16 protein-coding genes and 1 pseudogene are annotated in these 14,915 nt (G+C 48.4%); 12 read left to right on the plus strand and 5 right to left on the minus strand.

Going from position 1 to position 14,915, the window contains the following annotated elements:
- Positions 1-5: 5 nt before the first annotated feature.
- From HMPREF0044_RS08185 to HMPREF0044_RS02400, 5 genes are all read right to left on the minus strand, one after another.
- On the minus strand, positions 6-143 hold the full coding sequence (locus HMPREF0044_RS08185) for a hypothetical protein (RefSeq protein WP_158027157.1): 138 nt from the start codon (positions 141-143) through the stop codon (positions 6-8).
- Positions 143-283: a hypothetical protein gene (locus tag HMPREF0044_RS08190; protein ID WP_006546506.1), complete on the minus strand. Its 141-nt coding sequence runs from the start codon at positions 281-283 to the stop codon at positions 143-145. The genes HMPREF0044_RS08185 and HMPREF0044_RS08190 overlap by 1 nt, the downstream gene beginning before the upstream one ends.
- Positions 284-429: 146 nt before the next feature.
- A complete protein-coding gene (locus HMPREF0044_RS08145; RefSeq protein ID WP_006546507.1) occupies positions 430-651 on the minus strand; it encodes a hypothetical protein in 222 nt (73 codons plus the stop codon).
- 114 nt (positions 652-765) lie between these two features.
- Positions 766-1,026 (minus strand): hypothetical protein, encoded by a 261-nt coding sequence (locus tag HMPREF0044_RS02395; RefSeq protein WP_158027158.1) that lies wholly within the window; start codon positions 1,024-1,026, stop codon positions 766-768.
- 119 nt (positions 1,027-1,145) lie between these two features.
- The gene (locus tag HMPREF0044_RS02400) at positions 1,146-1,352 is read right to left on the minus strand and encodes a hypothetical protein (RefSeq protein ID WP_006546509.1); all 207 of its coding nucleotides are present in this window, start codon (positions 1,350-1,352) and stop codon (positions 1,146-1,148) included.
- Positions 1,353-1,877: 525 nt separating this feature from the next.
- Here HMPREF0044_RS02400 and HMPREF0044_RS02405 point away from each other — a divergent pair.
- The 12 genes and pseudogenes from HMPREF0044_RS02405 (at position 1,878) to HMPREF0044_RS02460 (ending at position 14,800) form a co-directional block, all read left to right on the plus strand.
- Positions 1,878-2,894 (plus strand): bifunctional UDP-N-acetylglucosamine diphosphorylase/glucosamine-1-phosphate N-acetyltransferase GlmU, encoded by a 1,017-nt coding sequence (locus HMPREF0044_RS02405; protein ID WP_040312739.1) that lies wholly within the window; start codon positions 1,878-1,880, stop codon positions 2,892-2,894.
- Positions 2,895-2,930: 36 nt separating this feature from the next.
- A complete protein-coding gene (locus HMPREF0044_RS02410; RefSeq protein ID WP_040312740.1) occupies positions 2,931-3,911 on the plus strand; it encodes a ribose-phosphate diphosphokinase in 981 nt (326 codons plus the stop codon).
- 170 nt (positions 3,912-4,081) lie between these two features.
- Entirely contained in the window at positions 4,082-4,375 is a 294-nt protein-coding gene (locus HMPREF0044_RS02415; protein WP_006546512.1) for a 50S ribosomal protein L25, read from the plus strand.
- 701 nt (positions 4,376-5,076) lie between these two features.
- Complete coding sequence (locus HMPREF0044_RS02420; RefSeq protein ID WP_084799313.1) at positions 5,077-6,195, plus strand: mannose-1-phosphate guanylyltransferase; 1,119 nt, start codon at positions 5,077-5,079, stop codon at positions 6,193-6,195.
- Between the two features lie 158 nt (positions 6,196-6,353).
- The gene (locus HMPREF0044_RS02425) at positions 6,354-7,424 is read left to right on the plus strand and encodes a BMP family lipoprotein (RefSeq protein ID WP_006546514.1); all 1,071 of its coding nucleotides are present in this window, start codon (positions 6,354-6,356) and stop codon (positions 7,422-7,424) included.
- 87 nt (positions 7,425-7,511) lie between these two features.
- Positions 7,512-9,068: pseudogene (locus HMPREF0044_RS02430) on the plus strand (ABC transporter ATP-binding protein).
- Positions 9,061-10,269: an ABC transporter permease gene (locus HMPREF0044_RS02435; protein WP_006546517.1), complete on the plus strand. Its 1,209-nt coding sequence runs from the start codon at positions 9,061-9,063 to the stop codon at positions 10,267-10,269. Before HMPREF0044_RS02430 ends, HMPREF0044_RS02435 begins: the two are co-directional and overlap by 8 nt.
- The gene (locus HMPREF0044_RS02440; protein WP_006546518.1) at positions 10,266-11,534 is read left to right on the plus strand and encodes an ABC transporter permease; all 1,269 of its coding nucleotides are present in this window, start codon (positions 10,266-10,268) and stop codon (positions 11,532-11,534) included. Before HMPREF0044_RS02435 ends, HMPREF0044_RS02440 begins: the two co-directional genes overlap by 4 nt.
- 82 nt (positions 11,535-11,616) lie before the next feature.
- The gene (locus tag HMPREF0044_RS02445; protein ID WP_006546519.1) at positions 11,617-12,048 is read left to right on the plus strand and encodes a cytidine deaminase; all 432 of its coding nucleotides are present in this window, start codon (positions 11,617-11,619) and stop codon (positions 12,046-12,048) included.
- A gap of 18 nt (positions 12,049-12,066) precedes the next feature.
- A complete protein-coding gene (locus HMPREF0044_RS02450; RefSeq protein ID WP_006546520.1) occupies positions 12,067-13,365 on the plus strand; it encodes a thymidine phosphorylase in 1,299 nt (432 codons plus the stop codon).
- Between the two features lie 37 nt (positions 13,366-13,402).
- On the plus strand, positions 13,403-14,050 hold the full coding sequence (gene deoC, locus HMPREF0044_RS02455) for a deoxyribose-phosphate aldolase (RefSeq protein WP_006546521.1): 648 nt from the start codon (positions 13,403-13,405) through the stop codon (positions 14,048-14,050).
- 96 nt (positions 14,051-14,146) lie between these two features.
- Positions 14,147-14,800 carry a deoxynucleoside kinase gene (locus HMPREF0044_RS02460; protein WP_211205074.1) on the plus strand — a complete coding sequence of 218 codons (654 nt, stop codon included), beginning with the start codon at positions 14,147-14,149 and terminating at the stop codon, positions 14,798-14,800.
- The last annotated feature ends 115 nt before the right edge of the window (positions 14,801-14,915 follow it).

Genomic DNA, 14,915 nt, shown 5'->3' on the forward strand with positions numbered 1-14,915 from the left:
ATAGGTTAGTCATGGCGACGACCTAGCATTGCTACACCGGTAATGCCGAATGCTAGTGCAATGAAATTGATAGCAGATACTTCCGCACCGATGTTTGCCATAGTAGGCTTACCTCTCTTAGCTGGTGCAGGGGTCTTAGCCACTACTGAGGTAGATTCAGTTCGATGCGGATAGTTGCCCCAGGAGTGAAACCAGAGACAGAGCCGATAATCATTTCACCAGCTAATTCAGAGAGAACACCAACCGTGCCATCAGGCAAGATTGCCAGGGAAGAATAGCCCATGTGTCCCTTGAAGAAGGTCTTAGCAGCTGGGAAAGCGCGGATTAAGTGAGTGTTGTTAACTGGGGCAGTTAGCTCGTTTTCAATCTTTGGAGCTCCCCAGGTGACGCCACCATCTGCAGAGTAAGCTACCAGGCGTACTGGCCGTGCTACACCTGAATACCATCGACGGAAGTTGCAAATGCCTTTAGTACGTCAGTGCGTCCCTTGAGGATTTCCGCGGTGAGTATGCGGTGGGACCAAGTGTGGCTGTTGTCGTCAGAAATAGCGACGTGAACGTCCATTGTATTGGGATGGTTGTTCGTGGTGTTACCAGCCGCGCCGAAAGTGAACTTCGCGTAGTTGTGCCAACCACGGTTATGACCTTTCACGTGGAAGTTGAAAATGTTACCGTTTGAGTAGTCAACGATGTAGGAAGAATCAGAGTAGGAGTGCTGGTCTACTCATTGACGGCCAGTTGTCTTAGAAATGTAAGTTTCTGGACCTCAGGTTACGCCGTTGTCAGTGGAACGTCGCTGCATGATGGAGTTTGGATTAAAGTTGTGTGGGGTGAAGCCGGTTGTTTTTGCCCGGACATGTTTATTTGGCAGTGAGATTGCCTTGGTAGGGAGGGTGACAGTTTGTACTTCCTGACTATTTTCGAGGGCGGTCACCTGCAGGGTTGGAGTAAATTCTCCAGCTTCCAAATCTGCTTCGGTGATTTCGTGAGTTGCTGTCGCACAGGTTTTTTGAGTGTTTGGAGTCAACTCGCCATTACAAACGCCCTCTGCGAACTTCAAGTTAGTGGTGCCCGTGGTTAAGATTAGAGAGGTCTTACCTTTGGCACTTATCTTGAAGTTAAAAGTATAAGGTGTCGCCCAGATAACTAGGTGTCTTTCTTACCAGTTAATTCTGGTTCTTCCAAAGCAACGGTTGTAGCGCGGATAATTACCTTATCACCGAAAGTTTCGTCGACATCTTGGTGCTTTATACGTGGCTGGAAGTAGCCACGTTCAACGTCTTCGGTGTTGATAACGTAGTATACGAAGCTATAGTCGGTTTTGTAACTTCTGGGGCAAAAGTGCGAGTCCACTTACACTTAGTCCATTCTTCAATGGTTTGAACCTTCAGGGATGAACGTGCGTGCGTATTTGGAAGTATTCTTTACGAAAATGATGTAACGTTGGAAATAAATTTTTCGCCTACACGGTATTTGCGGTCTTTGTGAATGGTGATTTTTGTATAGAACGAAGGAGTAGCGGCAGGAGTTTCAGCTACTGTCGTAACAGGTTGTGCTGAGTTTTCTTCAGCTGTATTTGCAACTCAGGCGAAGCCAGAGAAAGAGAATACGACTACTGAAAATGTGGTTAAAGTACCAACTAGTCGCTGTCGGTATTTTTCGTCTTTGAGGATTATTCTGACTACTGTAGTAAAAACTTGGTAAGTTATCAGATGTTTGACGGTCGGAAACGTTTTCCTATTTTCGGAACCGTAGTTTTCCGAGACAGTTCCCACTTTGCAAGCAAAAACCATTAAGATAGTAAATGGTGTTGGATTCAGCCTGTCCAAAAACTAAAAATACACCAACTAAGTGAAGCTACGTCAGAGAGAAAAAGCTGTGAGTAACCCTAGTGCTGTTATCGTCCTGGCCGCCGGTCAGGGGACACGTATGAAATCAGCTACCCCGAAAGTTCTTCACACAATGTGTGGTCTGCCGCTAGTGGGGCACGCAATCAGCTCCGCCTATGAAGCAGGCGCAGCCGATGTTGTAGTAGTCGTTCGTTACCAACGTGACCGCGTAGTTGAAGTTGTAAAAGCACTCGATGAAAACGTACTAATCGCTGACCAAGACGAAATTCCCGGCACCGGACGCGCAGTACAATGCGGGCTTAACTCCCTTCCAAACACTCTTACTGGTACCGTAATCGTCACTTCAGCAGACGTGCCACTACTAGAACCAGAAACAATCCAGCAACTACACGCACTGCACGAAACCAATCAAAACGCAGTGACCGTAATGACAACCATCGTCGAAGACGCAACCGGATACGGGCGCATGGTAAGAGACCACGGCGCCCTAGTTGGTATCGTAGAACACCGAGACGCCACAGAAGAACAGCTCGAAATCAAAGAAATAAACGCTGGGATCTATGCTTTCGACGCAGAGTTTTTACGCACCGCCCTCGGGAAAATCGATACAGAAAACGACCAAGGCGAAGTCTATCTCACTGACACTGTAGCAATCGCCGTAAAAGAAGGTCGCCGTTGTGGAGCTTTCATCCTAGAAGACCAATGGCAAGCACAAGGATGCAATGACCGCGCCCAACTGGCAGAACTACGCGACGAAATGAACCGTCGAATCCTTAACCAACACATGCGAGCCGGAGTATCAATCGTAGCTCCGTGCACTACCCACATTGACGTAACCGTAGAAATCGGTCCAGATGCCGTAATTGAACCAGGCACAATTCTGGAAGGCGACACCGTCATAGAACCATACGCGGTGATTGGGCCAAACACTACACTTCGTAACGTCCAAGTCGGAACCGGAGCCGTAATCACTCACAGCTTCCTACACGATACAGAAGTTACGGAAGGAACGGTAGTTCCACCATTCACCTATCAAAATAACTAAATATCCGCTCATCACCGTCAAAAACAGGAGATTACGTTGACTGGAATCCTCACCCACGGAGAGAAGCGACTAATGATCGTTTCTGGACGCGCCCATCCCGAACTTGCAGAGGCGGTGGCAAAGGAATTAGGAACTACCGTATCGCCAACAACAGCATATGACTTCGCAAATGGGGAAACCTACGTACGTTTCAACGAATCTATGCGTGGTGCAGACGTATTCGTGATTCAGTCCCACACGGACCCAGTAAACGAATGGATCATGGAACAACTCATCATGATTGACGCCCTAAAACGCGCATCCGCAAAACGTATCACCGTAGTTGCCCCCTGCTACCCATACGGTCGCCAAGACAAAAAACACCTGGGTCGTGAACCAATCTCCGCACGCCTCATGGCAGACCTCTTTGAAACTGCAGGCGCAGACCGTCTCATGTCCGTAGACCTCCACGCATCCCAGGCACAGGGCTTCTTTAACGGTCCAGTTGACCACCTATGGGCAATGCCAGTTTTGGTTGACTACGTACGTTCCAAGACTGACCTGTCCAACGTCGCAGTGGTTTCCCCAGACGCAGGTCGTATTCGTGTATCTGAAAAGTGGGCTAATCAGCTGGGCGGTTGCCCACTGGCATTTGTACATAAAACCCGCGACACTACCCGCCCTAACGTGGCAGTAGCAAACCGTGTGGTTGGTGAAGTCGAAGGTCGCGACTGCATCCTGGTAGACGACATGATTGATACCGGCGGCACCATCGCAGAAGCGGTGAAAGTAGTTAAGAATGCGGGCGCAAAGTCAGTAACCGTTGTTGCTACCCACGGTATTTTGTCACATCCTGCCGTAGAACGTCTCTCAAGCTGTGGTGCCGAAGAAGTTGTAGTAACTGATACGCTTCCTATCACGGATGAAAAGCGATTTGATAATTTGACGATTCTGTCTATCGCGCCTCTATTGGCACGGGCAATTCGTGAGGTATTTGACGATGGTTCAGTTACTTCACTATTCGACGGTGTCGCTTAAATCGGATATAATCAGTAACGTTGCCTCGGCGAGGGAGGCTCAGTTCACTAACTGAGTCGCCGTTATCGACTGGGCGAAGGTACCTGCCACCTAGCTTAAACATTCTGTGAGTAAGCTATGCAGAGACTATCGCACCGGGGTTACTTAAATAAATACCCTAAGGAGTAAAAATGGCAGATGTAATCCGTCTTGAAGCTACTGTTCGTACCGATTTTGGTAAGGGCTTCGCACGTCGTTCCCGTATGGCTGGTAAAGTTCCAGCTGTAGTTTACGGCCCAAACTTGGCTCCAGTTCACGTTGAACTGCCAGGTCACGAAGTATTCATGATCGTTAAGAACAACCGTCAGGCTACCCTCTCTATCGCATTCGATGGTAAGGAACAGCTGGCAGTAATTAAGGATGTACAGCGTCACCCAGTACGCCGCGACATTCTGCACGTTGATCTGGTAGCAGTTGAAGGCTGATTAACCAAGTACTTTTAAGTTAGGGGATTCACCGGAAGGTGGATCCCCTAACTGTTTTATAAGTGTTGAAGCTAAAACGGAGGTTTAGGACAGGTCGTGTTACTGTGGACTGACCCCGGTTATTCCGATGTGGAGATATTCAGGCAATGCTAGTCCCTGGTTATGTCTGAGGATTCCACAAAAATTCAGTTTTAGTCTTAACTGATTCTGCAGATGTTCTTTTGCCTGGTTTTGAGGCATATGCGTGCTTGGGGTTTTGAGGCGCATGAACTTTGTTTAGTGGGTCGGGTTTTTGTGGTTGCGTAGTCTTAGTTTGAGCGATCAGTTTTAGTGTTTTAGTTTTGCGTTGTGGGCGTGGTGGTCGCGTGCGTGTTGCACTACGTATGGTTACTTCGGTGTTGCGTTGTTCGGCTCGTAAGTTGGATGCGTGTGTGGCGTCCTTGGTGTTTCTGGGTTTGTTTCTTCTGGTTTTTCGGTTTAACCTGCACTCAATTAGGTGAGGAGTCCGTTTAATTATGTTTGGGGTAAGTTATTTCAAAAAAGATACCCTGAACTTTAAAGAAAATCGTAGATACATGTGTTGGGGTAGGTTTTTCCAAAAAGTCTACCCCAAACCTGGACTATTTAGGACACAAGCAACACATTTTGTCCTCTAACCCCTAAAACGTGTGTGGGGGCAGTGGCGTGCGACAATGATATTTATGAGCGAATTAATTGGTGTGATTGAGAACTTTCATGCGATTATTCCGGCTGGGGGAGCGGGGACGCGGTTGTGGCCACTTTCGCGTCGGGAAAAGCCGAAGTTTCTTTTGCCGTTGAATCATCCCGATAAGTCTATGTTGCAATGTACGGTGGAACGGTTGTTGCCAGTGGCAGAGTCTGTAACCGTAGTTACAGGTAAAAAACACTATGATGCGGTAGTTGCACAGGTTTTAAGATATCCGCAGGTAAATGTCATTGCAGAGCCTTCTGCCAGGGATTCTATGGCTGCGATAGGGTATGCTGCTGAAGTTTTGAGAAATCGTTATGGTGATGACGTGATGGTGGGCTCTTTTGCTGCGGATCACGCTATTACTGATGTTGCGTTGTTTCAAAAGTGTGTACGAACGGCGGTTGAGGCTGCGCAGGATCGGATTGTGACTTTGGGTATTATTCCGGATGCGCCTTCTACTGCGTATGGGTATATTAAGCCAGTTTTTAGCACGGGTGAAGTGCAGGAGGTTGAACGTTTTGTAGAAAAACCTGATGTATTCACAGCTGCGTCTTTTGTACAGCAGGGTTATCTTTGGAATGGTGGCATTTTCGTTATGTTGGCTTCTTTGCTGAAGCGGGTTTTGGATCGGCACCATCCGCAGCTTTCTGCGGGTTTAACTGCTTTAGCTAGGGAGGATTTTTCTGCGCCTGAGTTTGTGGCATGTTGGGAGCGTTTAACGAAGATTGCTTTCGACTATGCGGTGGCGGAGCCAGCTGCTGCTGAGGGGTTGGTGGCGGTAGTTCCGTTGCCGGCGCGTGTTGGTTGGTCTGATGTGGGGGATTTTGCTGCGTTAGGGCGGGTGCAGTCTGCTGGCTTGGGTGGTGTGGCTTTGGCTGAGCTTGCTTGGGATGGGCAGTCGGTTCAGCTTTTGGATAGTGTTTCCGAGGGCGATGAGTCTCGTGTTTTCGCGACAGATGGGACGCGTTTGTTAGTGTCGGTTGGTTTGGGTGCTGTGCATGCGGTTATTACTGAAGATGTGATTTTAATTGCTCCGCTGGAGGCTGCGCAGCAGGTGAAGCAGGTCGTGGAGTTGTTGGAAAACTCGTCAGAGAGCCAATTCCTTTAATGCTTAGAGTGTCTTATCGCACATTCGCGCTTCGGTAACGATTCCATATAGTTCCCTGTTTTTCAGGGAAAATTCAGGTAAACTGGAACGGCAAATGAGCGGACCAAACTGTGGTTTGGGAGACTCGTAAAATTACTTTCAACTCCTCAGGAGGAACTGTGAAGAACACTTTGAAGTTTGGTGCAATTGCGGCTGCAGCAGCATTGACTTTGTCTGCTTGTGGTGGCGCAGGTGCCACTAAAGATGCTGGTGCTGAAAAGCCTGCAACTGATGTTAAGGCTTGTATGGTCTCCGATGAAGGTGGCTTCGATGACAAGTCCTTCAACCAGTCAGGTTTCGAAGGTTTGAAGCGCGCAGAAGCTGAACTTGGCGTTGAGATCAAGTACACCGAATCCCACTCCGCAGCTGATTACGATCCAAACATTGAAGCTCTGCTGTCAGACAACTGTGACATTATTGTTGGCGTTGGCTTCCTAATGGCTGACATCATCAAGGAAAAGGCAGCAGCTAACCCAGATGTTAAGTTCGCAATCGTTGACTTCAACTACGAAGAAAAGCCAGAAAACTTGAAGCCACTGGTATTCAAGACTTCTGAAGCTTCTTACCTGGCTGGCTACGTTGCAGCAGGTATGACTGAAACCGGCAAGATTGGTACTTTCGTTGGTCTGAACATTCCTACCACCGCAATCTTCGCTGATGGTTTCGAAGATGGTATGAAGAAGTACAACGAAGAACACTCTGCTGACGTTAAGCTGGTTGGCTGGGATAAGGAAAAGCAGGACGGCATCGCAACTGGTGACTTCTCTGACGTTTCTAAGGGTCAGACCTTCTCTAAGCAGATGATTGAACAGGGCGTTGACGTAATCATGCCTGTTGCTGGTCCAGTTGGTGCTGGCGCAATCGCAGCTGCTAAGGAAGCTAACAACGGAACTAAGGTTATTTGGGTAGATGCTGACGGCTACAACACCCAGCCAGATGGTAAGGACCTGATTCTGACCTCTGTTGTTAAGGAAATCGGCAACTCCGTATTCGACGCTATCAAGTCCCTGGTAGATGATCAGTTCACCGGTGAGGCTTACGTCGGTACCCTGAAGAACGGTGGTGTTTCCCTGGCTCCATTCCACGACTTCGATGCTAAGGTTCCAGCAGAAGTTAAGGAAGGCGTAAAGGCACTGCAGGAGAAGATTATTTCTGGCGAAATCAAGGTTGAGTCCAAGAACCAGCCATGATAGTTACTTAATGCTATTGTATTAAGGCCCGAACCGACGCGTCGGCTCGGGCCTTAATTCATAGCTCGAAACGAAAAGGACACAAACGTGAAACTCGAACTACGAGGTATCACTAAGGTGTTCGGCCCGCTGGTAGCGAATGACCACATTGATTTAACCATTCAGCCAGGCGAAATTCACGCGCTACTGGGTGAAAATGGTGCGGGCAAGTCCACCTTGATGAACGTATTGTATGGCCTTTATCAGCCAAACGATGGTGAAATTCTCATTGACGATAAACCGGTTACTTTCAAAGGGCCTGGCGACGCTGTAGCCGCCGGTATCGGTATGGTTCACCAGCACTTCATGCTGGTTCCGGTTTTCACTGTCGCTGAATCTGTGGCTTTAGGCTATGAACCAACTAATGCAGCTGGCGTTATTAAACATAAGGAAGCTGCTGCGTTGGTTGAAAAACTTTCTAAGAAATTCGGTTTTGACATTGATCCGCAGGCAAAGATTAGTGATCTTCCAGTTGGCGCACAGCAACGTGTGGAAATCATTAAGGCGCTTTCCCGTGATGCAGAAGTGTTGATTTTGGATGAGCCAACTGCAGTTTTGACGCCTCAAGAGACTGATGAACTGATGGAAATCATGTTGCAGTTAAAAGCAGCTGGTACTTCTATTGTGTTTATTACTCACAAGTTGCGTGAAGTTCGTGCAGTTGCAGACCGCATTACTGTAATCCGCCGTGGCAAAGTAGTAGGGTAAGCTAGCCCAACCTCAACTGAGAAAGAACTGGCTTCTCTTATGGTAGGTCGCCCTGTCAACCTGGGGGTTGAAAAGGATCCTGCTGAGCCTGGTGAAGTGGGTTTGTCGGTAAAGAACCTGTCTGTACTTTCTGAAACAAACCAGCTCTTGTTAGATCACGTTGATTTAGAAGTTAAGCGTGGTGAGATCGTTTGTGTTGCGGGTGTGCAAGGAAACGGTCAGACTGAGTTAGCGTCTTGTATCCTGGGTGCATTAGAACCTAACTCCGGCACTATTTCCATAGGCGGAGAGGCAGTAAATGACCTGGGAATTAAACAGCGTCTGCGTAATGGCTTAGGGTATGTGCCAGAGGATCGTCAGACCGAAGGTATGGTTGGCTCTTTCTCTATTGCAGAGAACATGATTCTGGATCTTTACGATCAGAAACCATTCGCAAAAGGCATCAACATGAGCCCTTCGGTGATCGCTGAAAACGCTGTAAAACTGCGTGACGAATTTGATGTTCGCGTAACTTCTATTCACGATCCAATCTCTACTTTGTCTGGTGGTAACGCGCAGAAAGCTATTTTGGCTCGCGAGCTTAGTCGTCCTCTAACCGCTCTGGTAGCATCTCAGCCAACCCGCGGTTTAGATGTTGGGTCAATTGAGTTTGTTTACAAACGTATTGTCCAAGAACGCGACAACAATACTGCAGTTTTGGTGATTTCTACTGAACTTGACGAAGTTGATGCACTGGCAGACCGCATTGCCGTAATGTATCGCGGTCGTGTAGTTGGTATCGTGCCAGCTGGTACTCCTCGTGACGTACTGGGCTTGATGATGGCGGGTGTTCCATTAGAGGAAGCTCGTGCGCAGGTTGCTGCCAACCCAACTCAGATGGAGGGGGCTCATGAGTAAAGAAACTAAGAGCCAAGGATTCGCTCAGCGCATCATGAAGCGAGTTTTCGGCATTTCTCCCCTGACTATTCTGGGCGCGATTGCTGCTTCTTTGCTGATTGGTGCTTTCATAGTCGTAATCTTTGATCGCGACGTACAGTTAGCCGCTGCTTCGTTTAACACTAATCCAGGGGCATTTTTTGGTGAAGTAGCTAATTCTTTCCAAGGTTTCTTCACCTCCTTGTTCCGTGGGGCAATCTATGACTATCAGTCTAATAACCCAACTCGTGCGATAAAGCCAATCTTTGAAACCATGACCCGCTCAGTTCCTCTGATCATTGCAGGTCTGGCCATTACGGTGGCTTTCCGCGCTGGTTTATTCAATATTGGTGTGCAGGGACAGTTGGCAATGGGCGCAATTTTCGCGACCTTTGCTGGTCTTAGCTTCAACCTCCCATACGGATTACACCTTATAGTAGCGATTATTTTCGCTCTGCTTGGTGGCTTACTGTGGGGCGGTATCCCAGGTTTCCTTAAAGCGCACCTGGGTGCGAATGAAGTTATCGTCACCATTATGATGAACGCCATTACCGTACAGTTACTGGCATTCTTACTAAAGCAGGAGTTCCTGATTGGTGACGGTACGCCAGGTAAGTCACAGACTGTAGCTGCAACTGCTACTTACCCGCGCCTCTTTGGAGACGTCTTGCGACTTGACCTTTCTATCGTGGTAGCCTTGCTGGCAGTGGTCTTTGTTTGGTGGTTGCTGGAGCGTTCTACTTTCGGGTTTGAACTACGTGCTTGTGGTGCGAACCCAGATGCGGCTCGTACCGCTGGCATGTCGGTTTCTCGAGTAATTCTCATTACCATGGCAATCTCTGGTGCTTTAGCAGGTTTAGCTGGTACCGCTCCAACTCTGGGAACGGAACGTTTCTTAGCTAACTCTACCGCTGGTTCTTTTGGTTTCGATGCAATTACCGTAGCTCTTTTAGGTAAAGCTACCCCGGTGGGTACTTTGCTTGCAGGTATCCTCTTTGGTGCTTTAGCGGCAGGTGCTTCTACTATGCAGGCTTCTGCAGGTATCCCAGTTGATATCGTACAGATCACCCAGGCGATTATTGTCTTGCTGATTGCGGCTTCTGAAGCTGTTCGGTACTTCCGTGAAAAGCGTAGGGTAGCCCAAAATGCAACTTCTGCAACTGTGAAGGGAGAGGGCAAGTGAGCACCGTTGAAACTACCGAACGTAATGACGTACGTGTAAAACTAGCGTTGCGTGACCCTATCACCGCTACGGTGATGACTGTCCTCACAGCGATCATTGCTGCAACGTCCTCGGGAATCTCCCACATCACCTGGCGTGGTGCGACCAAGTGGTTTGAAATTCCTGAAACCCACGTTCCTGCCCGCCCATTTACGCTAGTAATGCTGGTGGCTGCTATTGCCCTTACTGTGCTTATCTGGAACGCGGCGTTAAAGCGTAAGAAGATTAACGGATGGTACCTAGTTGGTGTAGCAATCGCGTTCGTACTTGCGTTTCTGGTCTTTACCGTAGCTGGAAAATCTGATGCGCACCTGCCAATGATCGCGCTGCTCACCGGGGCTCTCAGCTTCGCAGTGCCATTGGTATTTGGTTCTCTCTCTGGTGTTGTATGTGAACGCTCCGGCGTTATCAACATTGCGATTGAGGGCCAGCTTCTCTTTGGCGCATTCCTGGGTGTAGTTGTAGCTTCCCTTACCTCTAGCCCAGTGCTGGGCCTCTTTGGTGCAACCCTGGCTGGTGCGCTGGTAGCAGTTCTGCTGGCACTATTCACCGTGAACTTCCGTACTGACCACATTATCGTGGGTGTGGTATTGAATGTTTTGGTGCTGGGGCTAACTTCTTTCCTTTACTCAACTGTGCTGAAGGAAAACGAAGCATCTTTGAATGCGGTTCACGCGTTGCCTAAGCTACCAATCCCAGTTCTGTCTGATATTCCAGTAGTTGGCCCAGTTTTGTTCAACCAGACGATCTTGGTTTACCTCATGTTCATCGCAGTAATCTTGCTGCAGTTCCTGGTGTATAACTCTCGTTGGGGTTTGCGGATGCGTGCCTGTGGTGAGCATCCAAAGGCAGCTGATACTGTGGGTATTAAGGTGAACCGTACTCGTTGGCAGAACGTAATCCTAGGTGGCGCTATTGCTGGTTTGGGTGGCGCATTCTTCACCCTCGGTCAGGGTCTAGCATTTTCTAAAGATATGACTGCTGGTGCTGGTTTCATTGCTTTAGCAGCGATGATTCTGGGACGTTGGAATCCTCGTGGAGCATTCGGAGCAGCTTTGCTGTTCGGTTTTGCAACTAACTTGGGTGCCACTATGCAGACCGTCCAAGCTGGTTTGCCAGCAGAATTCCTGCTGATGATTCCTTACGTGATCACTATTTTGGCAGTGGCTGGTTTCGTTGGAGCAGTTAAGGCTCCTGCAGCTGAAGGTAAGCCATACCCAGCCTGATAGATGAATATTGGTGTAAGGGCACCTTCCCGGTGCCCTTACACCAATTTCACTCAGGTGATTCAGAAATTGAAAGGTAATCATGCCAATCGAAATTACTGAAGAAACCTGGAAAACTCTACATACTTACGCTGTTGAAGTTATGCGTAAAGCCTACGTGCCATACTCTAACTATCCTGTAGGAGTGGCAGCACTGGTAGACGATGGTCGCATTGTAACTGGATGTAACGTTGAAAACGCTTCCTACGGCTTGACTCTCTGCGCAGAATGTGGACTGGTTTCTGAACTTATTAAAACTGGTGGCGGACGTCTTGTGGCATTTGCTTGCGTAAATAAGGATGAGGAAACGCTGATTCCTTGTGGACGCTGCCGCCAACTTCTCTATGAGCATGGTGGTCCTAACCTACTGGTGACGATGCCAGGAGGAATTCAACCAATGAGCCAGGTGCTACCTGACGCGTTTGGTCCCGGCCACCTCGAACATATGCGTAATAAGCACGCATCCGCAAACTAACACATCAAAGGAGGAGAAATGACTGAACTTTTTGATGTCGTTGACGTAATCCGCACTAAGCGTGACGGTCACGTACTTTCTCTAGACGAAATTAACTGGGTAATTGATGCCTACACCCGTGGGGTAGTAGGAGAAGAGCAAATGGCTGCACTGGCCATGGCAATTTTCTTGCGGGGTATGAATCCAGATGAAATTTCTCAGTGGACTCAGGCAATGATTGACTCTGGTGAAACTATGGATTTCTCAGCTTTGCCACGTCCAACTGCAGATAAGCACTCTACCGGCGGAGTTGGTGACAAGATTACTTTGCCTCTGGCCCCACTGGTCGCTGCTTTTGACGTTGCTGTTCCGCAGCTTTCTGGTCGCGGTCTTGGCCATACTGGTGGCACTTTGGACAAGCTGGAATCAATCCCCGGCTGGCAGGCATCTATTTCAAATGAACACATCATGCACATGTTGGGCGAAGGAGCTGGTGCAGTAATTTGTGCTGCCGGTGCAGGTTTGGCTCCAGCTGATAAGAAGCTTTATGCGTTGCGTGACATTACTTCTACGGTGGATTGTGTTCCGTTGATTGCTTCTTCCATCATGTCTAAGAAGATTGCTGAAGGCACTGGTTCTTTGGTGCTGGATGTTAAGGTTGGCTCCGGCGCGTTCATGAAGGACTTGGGTAAGGCGCGGGAACTGGCGCAGACTATGGTTAACATTGGTGCTTCTCATAAGCTTCATACTGTAGCGCTGCTTACTGATATGTCTACTCCACTGGGTAACATGGTTGGTAACGCGTTGGAAGTTAGGGAATCTGTAGAGGTTTTGGCTGGTGGCGGCCCCGCTGATGTTGTTGAACTAACGTTGGCTTTGGCGCAGGAAATGTTGGCTGCAGCTGGTAAGCCTGATGAAGACATTGAAGCGGCTCTTCAGGATGGGCGTGCAATGGATCGTTGGAATCAGATGATTCGTGAACAGGGGGGTGACCCAACTGCTCCATTGCCAGTGGCTGCTCATACTCACCAGGTGGTTGCGGAAGCAGACGGTTATTTAACTGAATTGGATGCGCTTTCTGTGGGTGTAGCTTCTTGGCGTTTGGGTGCTGGTCGCGCGGCTGCTGGTGAGGCTGTGCAGGCTGAAGCTGGTATTGAACTGCATGCGAAGATTGGTGACCCAGTTCGTAAGGGGCAGCCATTGATGACTTTGCACACTCAGACTCCGGAGCGTTTTGAGCGTGCTTTGGAATCTTTGGTGGGTGGTTACACGATTGGTGAGAGTGCTCCAACTCCACGTGAATCTGTGGTTTTTGAACGTCTGGCAACGGATTTTTAATTAGTTATTGCTTTGATACGAATTTAAGGAGATAAAAATGAATAAGGCGGAAGTAGCTAAGCTGATTGACCATACTATTTTGAAGCCAGAGGCTACTGCGGCTGACGTGCAGCGCGTCATTGATGAAGCTGCTGATTTGGGTACTTTTTCTGTTTGTGTAAGCCCTAATCAGCTTCCAGTATCTACTCCTGATCATGTTGCTGTGGCTACTGTTTGTGGTTTTCCTTCTGGTGCGCATCATAAGGAGGTTAAGGCGGCTGAAGCAGCTCAGTCTGTAGCTTTGGGTGCAGATGAAGTTGATATGGTTGTTAATTTGAAGTTGGTGAAGGAAGGTGAATGGGATGAGGTTGAGGCAGATATTCGGGCTGTTCGTGATGCTATTCCAGGTGCTTTGCTTAAGGTGATTATTGAGTCTGCTGCTTTGACTGATGAGGAAATCGTAGCTTGTTGTGAGGCTTCTGAACGGGCGGGTGCGGATTTTGTTAAGACTTCTACGGGGTTCCATCCTGCGGGTGGGGCTTCAGTACATGCTGTGGCTTTGATGCGTAAGACTGTGGGGGATCGTTTGGGGGTTAAGGCTTCGGGTGGTATCCGTACGGCAGCTGATGCTGTGGCTATGATTGAAGCTGGTGCAAATCGTTTGGGTTTGTCTGCTTCTGCTGCGATTTTGGCTGATCTGGCATAAGTTTTCTTTTCCGAGGGCGGTGTTTCATATCTCGTTGTGGGGTAGTGAGGCACCGCCCTTGGGGAAATCATACGTGATTAGGGAAGGACGCTGACGGTGCTGGTTGTTGGGGGTATGATCGGGGCTGGTAAAACTACGGTTTCTGAGGTTCTTGGTGCGGAACTGGGGTTTATGGTAGTTAAGGAAAAAGTTGATGATTCTTTAGTTTTGCCGTTGTTTTATACTTCTACTCCGGATGAGAAAGAGAAGCGTCGTTACCCGTTTTTGTTGCAGCTTGAGTTTTTGAGTAATCGTTTCGCGTCTATTAGGGAGGCGTTGCGTGAGGGCGGTCGTCGGGTTGTGATGGATCGTTCTATTTATGAGGATTGGTATTTTGCGCATATTAACCACCAGTTGGGGGGAATTTCTGATTTAGAGTTTAAGATTTATTCGGATTTGTTGAATAACATGATGCAGGCGGTGGCTGAGATTCCGAAGAAGGCTCCGGATTTGTTTGTTTATTTGCGTGGCGATTTTGACACTATTTTGGATAGGATCGCGCAGCGTGGACGTTCTTTTGAGCAGAGCCCGGAGTTGGTTTCGTATTACCGGAAGTTGTGGGAAGGCTATGACGATTGGGTGGTTAACTGCTATGAGGTTTCTGAAGTTATTGAGTTTGATATTTCTGAGTATGATCTTTTAGAGAATCCTGAGTCGCGGGATGAGTTTATTGAGCGAGTTAGGTCGGTTGTTCCTGCTGAGTTGTTTTAGTTTTTATAGTTTTTGTGGTGGTTGAACTTGTTGTGTTGCAAACCGGGTTTGCTTGTGGGATGGGTTGCATTTTAATGATTAATATAGAAGTGTATACCGCAGTTTTATAAGATAG

The organism is Gleimia coleocanis DSM 15436, assembly GCF_000159015.1.
Classification (GTDB): Bacteria; Actinomycetota; Actinomycetes; order Actinomycetales; family Actinomycetaceae; genus Gleimia; species Gleimia coleocanis.

Excerpts from the sequence above, each read along its gene's own strand:
- HMPREF0044_RS08190 (WP_006546506.1), bottom strand. The coding sequence starts at position 283 with ATGGGCTATTCTTCCCTGGCAATCTTGCCTGATGGCACGGTTGGTGTT.
- HMPREF0044_RS02415 (WP_006546512.1), top strand. The coding sequence starts at position 4,082 with ATGGCAGATGTAATCCGTCTTGAAGCTACTGTTCGTACCGATTTTGGT.
- HMPREF0044_RS02420 (WP_084799313.1), top strand. The coding sequence starts at position 5,077 with ATGAGCGAATTAATTGGTGTGATTGAGAACTTTCATGCGATTATTCCG.
- HMPREF0044_RS02435 (WP_006546517.1), top strand. The coding sequence starts at position 9,061 with ATGAGTAAAGAAACTAAGAGCCAAGGATTCGCTCAGCGCATCATGAAG.
- HMPREF0044_RS02445 (WP_006546519.1), top strand. The coding sequence starts at position 11,617 with ATGCCAATCGAAATTACTGAAGAAACCTGGAAAACTCTACATACTTAC.
- HMPREF0044_RS02450 (WP_006546520.1), top strand. The coding sequence starts at position 12,067 with ATGACTGAACTTTTTGATGTCGTTGACGTAATCCGCACTAAGCGTGAC.
- deoC (WP_006546521.1), top strand. The coding sequence starts at position 13,403 with ATGAATAAGGCGGAAGTAGCTAAGCTGATTGACCATACTATTTTGAAG.